Origin of the sequence: Streptomyces sp. NPDC051133, from assembly GCF_040682635.1 — a bacterium.
Lineage (GTDB): Bacteria > Actinomycetota > Actinomycetes > Streptomycetales > Streptomycetaceae > Streptomyces.
In genome coordinates this window covers 1-4,129 of the sequence record NZ_JBFBBK010000141.1, presented here as the reverse complement: position 1 = coordinate 4,129, position 4,129 = coordinate 1, and the positions used below count along the sequence as shown (strand labels likewise).

The 4,129-nt window shown below is 64.5% G+C and carries 4 protein-coding genes and 1 pseudogene; 3 read left to right on the top strand and 2 right to left on the bottom strand.

Going from position 1 to position 4,129, the window contains the following annotated elements:
• Positions 1-181 precede the first annotated feature (181 nt).
• Positions 182-418 (bottom strand): hypothetical protein, encoded by a 237-nt coding sequence (locus AB0N17_RS45420; protein WP_366017555.1) that lies wholly within the window; start codon positions 416-418, stop codon positions 182-184.
• Between the two features lie 779 nt (positions 419-1,197).
• On the opposite strand from AB0N17_RS45420, the gene AB0N17_RS45415 reads away from it, so the two are divergent.
• Together AB0N17_RS45415 and AB0N17_RS45410 are read left to right on the top strand one after the other, a co-directional pair.
• On the top strand, positions 1,198-2,010 hold the full coding sequence (locus AB0N17_RS45415) for a hypothetical protein (RefSeq protein WP_366017554.1): 813 nt from the start codon (positions 1,198-1,200) through the stop codon (positions 2,008-2,010).
• Between the two features lie 221 nt (positions 2,011-2,231).
• Positions 2,232-2,513: pseudogene (locus tag AB0N17_RS45410) on the top strand (transposase); the annotation flags it as partial.
• 541 nt (positions 2,514-3,054) lie between these two features.
• Here AB0N17_RS45410 and AB0N17_RS45405 read toward each other — a convergent pair.
• Positions 3,055-3,216, bottom strand: coding sequence for a hypothetical protein (locus AB0N17_RS45405; protein WP_366017553.1), 162 nt, complete (start codon positions 3,214-3,216; stop codon positions 3,055-3,057).
• A gap of 227 nt (positions 3,217-3,443) precedes the next feature.
• On the opposite strand from AB0N17_RS45405, the gene AB0N17_RS45400 reads away from it, so the two are divergent.
• Positions 3,444-4,010, top strand: a complete 567-nt coding sequence (locus AB0N17_RS45400) for a CAP domain-containing protein (protein ID WP_366017552.1) — start codon at positions 3,444-3,446, stop codon at positions 4,008-4,010.
• Positions 4,011-4,129: the final 119 nt, after the last annotated feature.

The following is a 4,129-nucleotide window of genomic DNA, read 5'->3' as shown; positions in this document are numbered from 1 at the left end:
ATTGCGGGTGTTGCATCTGCGCGCAATCCGCAGTTGAACAAGATTTCTTGCCGATTGGTCCGCGTGCGGAGCAGCATGTTTCCGAGGTAATTCAGCGCTCTCGAGGCGACCGTCCGTACCCGCGGCGGCCGGGTGGACGGCGTCATCTTCCACCGCGATCACGGGGGGTCTCAGGGCGGATTCAACCGGTCGTCCAGGCAGGTAGCAGGGCCGGTCCGGCCACACGTCCGCCCCGGGCGACCAGCTGTCCCAGATCCGCCACCGACACATGCGACCGCACGATCTTGATCCGCGTCCCGGCGACCAGCAGATGAATCACCGAGGTCTCGACCCAGAAGATCACCGTCAAGCCTGAGCGGGCCGGTCCGAGCCAGAACTGCTTCCCCGCGACCTGCAGATTCCCACTCGCAGGCACCACCTGCTCGCACTCCCCCCGGCCCGCCCTCGTTCACCTGCACCACCTCGGGAAGAGGGGAAAGCCGGGAACCCTCACGCCCAGTAGGTCCCGCTCCTGCTCAGCAACCGGGGTGAAGCGGTCGCCCGGAGACTGCATGCCCAACGCCTGATACGGACGCATGGAGTTGTCTTCCTGCACCCACGCATCCAGCGTCGCCTGAGCCGCCTCGATGCTCTCGAACGCGCCGCAGTCGTCGAAGATTTCACGCGCAGCGTCTGATGCGCTCGACCTTGCCCATCGTGGTCGGCGATGCCGGATGGGTACTCAACGACGAACGACTCTGACAACCGTCGACAGCTGAGCCACAGGTCATTGGTTCATTCGATTACAGAGCCACAGGTCAAAGACCCGGCCCTTCACCTCTTCGGCTACTGCGCCCGTGGCGGCACTTGACTCGCCCATCGGCACTCCACCGCCCTCGCGGCCCAGCACCGGAGGCCCCACGTACTAGCTTATGAAGCGGACCCAGTAGAAACGTGTCATAGCGGAATAAGCGCTCTATAAGCGAGCTATGCTCGCCCGCGGTCACAGTGAGTGATCCCCGGTCTATCGACGGCACCATAGGCAAGGCTGGCGAAGGCCGCTCCCATCGCGAGGCGGAGGTGCTAATGATCAGACGCAAGAGCAAGCTATCCGGCTCTTACCACGGTTCGAGGCCCGTGGAGGGTCAGCTTGTGCCACGGTCGTGGTCATCGGCATGGCTGCGGTCCTGCATCGCCGTGCTGACCATGCTGGCGGGAGTGGCATTGCCGGCCGTGGCCACGTCCCCGGCCTGGGCCACGCCGGGCCCGAACGCCTACGTCACCAACTTGAACTCGAATGACGTATCGGTGATCGACACCACCACCAACACCGTCGCAGACACCATCCCCGTCGGCAACAGCCAGACCGGCATCGCGATCACCCCGGACGGCCTGCACACCTACGTCACCAACTCCGACTCGGGCAACGTGTCGGTGATCGACACCACCACCAACACCGTCGCAGACACCATCCCCGTCGGCAACGGCCCGACCGGCATCGCGATCACCTCGGACGGCCTGCACACCTATGTCACCGACTCTCGCTCGGGCAACGTGTCGGTGATCGACACCACCACCAACACCGTCGTAAACACCATCCCCGTCGGCAGCACCCCGATCGCCGTGGCAATCACCCCAGCCGGCAAGCAGCTGCCCTCCCTGACCATTGCCAAGGGCCACACCGGGCATTTCAGGCTTCTAAGGCTGGGCACCTACACCATCACCGTCGGCAACAACGGGTCCGGGCCCACCGACGGCACCACGGTCACCGTCCACGACACGCTTCCGAGAGGACTCATTGCCCACAGCATCTCGGGCACCGGATGGCGCTGCACCCGGTCCACCCTGACCTGTACGCGCAGCAACACCCTCGCCGCCAGCGGCAGCTACCCGCCCATCTCACTCACCGTCCTCCCCCTGCGCATCGGCCACGTCACCAACACCGCCACCGTCACCGTCACAGGAGGCGGTGCCCCGGCCACCCGCACCGCCACCGATGACACCACCATCACCCTCTTCAGCCGGATCTAGCGCGGAACCCCGGGTGTTCACGCCCGGGGGGAAGCGCTTGTCAAGATAGGGGTGACCCGCACGGGGGAGTATCTAATCAACGGCCCTGTCTCACTTTCGGTGGTTACGGAGAGTCTTGAGGGTCGCCGTTGATATTCGCATGAAGGATGTCAACGAGCTCGTGCAGACGGTCTTTTCTGGCCTTTCCCCCTCACCACTGCCAGCCCTAAGTTGAACCAACCGCCACCGATACCAGGAATTTCGCCCTGCTCCTTTTGCCGCATGCCGACAACGGCGACGCGCTCACGCGCTGGACCACCCAAGTCAGAACAGCCGACCTGCCCCACCTACATGCCTTCACCCGGCCTTGGACCGGGACATCGACGCCGTGATCGCCGGCTCACGCTTCCGTACAGCAATGGCCGCCCCACCGAGGGCATCCACACCAAGACCAAACGGATCGCACGCCAGATGCACGGACGAGCATGCTCCACCTGCTTCGGCACCGCATCCCCCTGGGATAGCAGCACGCTCCGTCACCACCGAAAGCGAGACAGGGCCAAATTTCCTACAGTCCAACAGCAGCAGGTGTTCGATGCCATGCAAGGTGCTTTGGACGACGTGGGTGGGGCGCGGCCACTCCTCAGGACACCTTGAGCGCCGGTGGCTGGGTAGCGGCCGAAAGGCTGACACCGGACATGTCGATGCGCCACCAACAAACACTCAATTCGTACATTCCTCTCTAAGCAGGTGATCGGTGTCGCCGATGTCGCGCTTGCTCGGGCTGGTTCCCTATCGTCGTTCCCCGGAACGTGCCCTACGGGAAAGCGCGTCTTGAGCGGCGGCGCAACGATGACGGGCGGCCCACCGGCCAGCCTCCGCATCAACGAGTCCGGTCCGAGCTCTGACGGGACTAGCTGGATCCTCTCCGCAACGAATGAGGGAACCGAAAATGTGAGCTTCACTTTCTACGTCGTCTGTGCGAAAGCGGCCAGCTGACTCCCTCCACAGCCCCCATCGAAGCCCTGTCACCAAGGCTGCGGCGGGGCTTGGGCTCGCAGAGGATCAGCATGCGGGTTTGATCTTGCCCTGGGGCTCGCTGTCGTACTTGTCGAGGTGGGCGGCCATGTCCGTCGTGGTGCGGAATCTGGCGGTTGAAGGCGGGATCGCGTACTCGGCCATGAGGGGCCGCGCCTCCTGGACGGCCCGCGTGAGTACTTCCGACAACGCGGGATCGCATTCTCTCGCGCAGTGCGTACACGACCGTGCTGCAACTTCGGTGGCTCCAGGCAGCCGAACGAACCGCCCCCTGCTCAGCCAATGGGGCACCGGGCGACGCAACCCTCGCGTCCAGATGAGGGAGTAGGGCATGTCGCACACCTACGGGATGCAAGCACCCGCGACAGTGAGCACGTCGTCCCCGGTCAGGGGTCGTGCTACTGAGGAGATCAGGCATGAGACACGTGGTGAGGTCGGCGGGTGCCGTCGCGGCGGCCGGAGTGTTCGCGCTGCTGACGGCGGGACCCTCGAATGCGGCTGCGGGGGTTACACCGCAACAGCAACCGGCAGCGACATCCGTGGCGGACTACGACCCGGACATCGACGCCATCGTCTGCGAAATCAACAAGGAACGGGACGACCACAATCTTCCTGCGCTGCTGATCTCGGACACGGCCAGTGACGTCGCCCGGGCCCACGCCGGGGACATGGCCACGATGGACAAGCTCACGTCCATCGGAAGCGACGGCCGGGACCTGCGCACGCGACTGAGTGACGCCGGCATCTACTCGCAGTACATTGAGGAATTCTTGTTCCACGGGTACGCCAGCGACGGATACTTCGCCGACATGGCCACGGACCCCGAGCCCAGCGACGGGTTCTACAAGGTCCTCATGAGCTCCGACGTCGTCGCGCTCGGCCTCGGCTACGACGACCAGTACTGGGACGTGAACCTCCTCGGGCCACACCGACACCTTGTGGTGCGTACGCCCTCTTGCAGCGCGAGCACAACCACCGAGTAACACCGCTTCCACCGAGGAAGGCGGTTCTTCAGCCGGCGCAGCCCGCAGTCCTTCTCGATCTCGCGGCATGCGTCACCGACGCGCAGGTCACTGTCGTGGAGTTTGGGGCAGCGGCCGTC

Bases quoted from the DNA above. Each gene is read 5' to 3' on its own strand.
- AB0N17_RS45400 (WP_366017552.1), top strand. From the start codon at position 3,444: ATGAGACACGTGGTGAGGTCGGCGGGTGCCGTCGCGGCGGCCGGAGTG.